Source organism: Desulfocastanea catecholica, assembly GCF_054657295.1.
The window spans coordinates 1-229 of record NZ_BAAHYZ010000194.1 but is presented as its reverse complement, the minus strand read 5'-3'; the positions used below and the strand labels follow the sequence as shown (position 1 = coordinate 229).

Annotated in this window: 1 pseudogene; it reads right to left on the bottom strand. The window is 52.0% G+C overall.

Annotated elements, in window-relative coordinates:
- Positions 1–229, bottom strand: a pseudogene (locus ACYQ8U_RS23485) (sodium ion-translocating decarboxylase subunit beta); the annotation flags it as partial.

Below are 229 nucleotides of genomic sequence, written 5' to 3'. Positions count from 1 at the left end.
TCGAATTTTTTAAATATACCAAGATAAAGGAGCAGCAGGCCGACGCCGATCATCAGAACCCGGCCGATACCGACTGTCCAGTCCTTGTTCATTTGCCCATCGATGATGCCGTAAACCCCGGTGGTCTTGAAAAGGTTGGTGAGCAGTTCGGAAAATGCCGGTAATTTTTTGCTGGCCGTGACTACCGGCTGGTCGGCGACTATCAGGGTAGATTCCAGCGTGCCGAGGA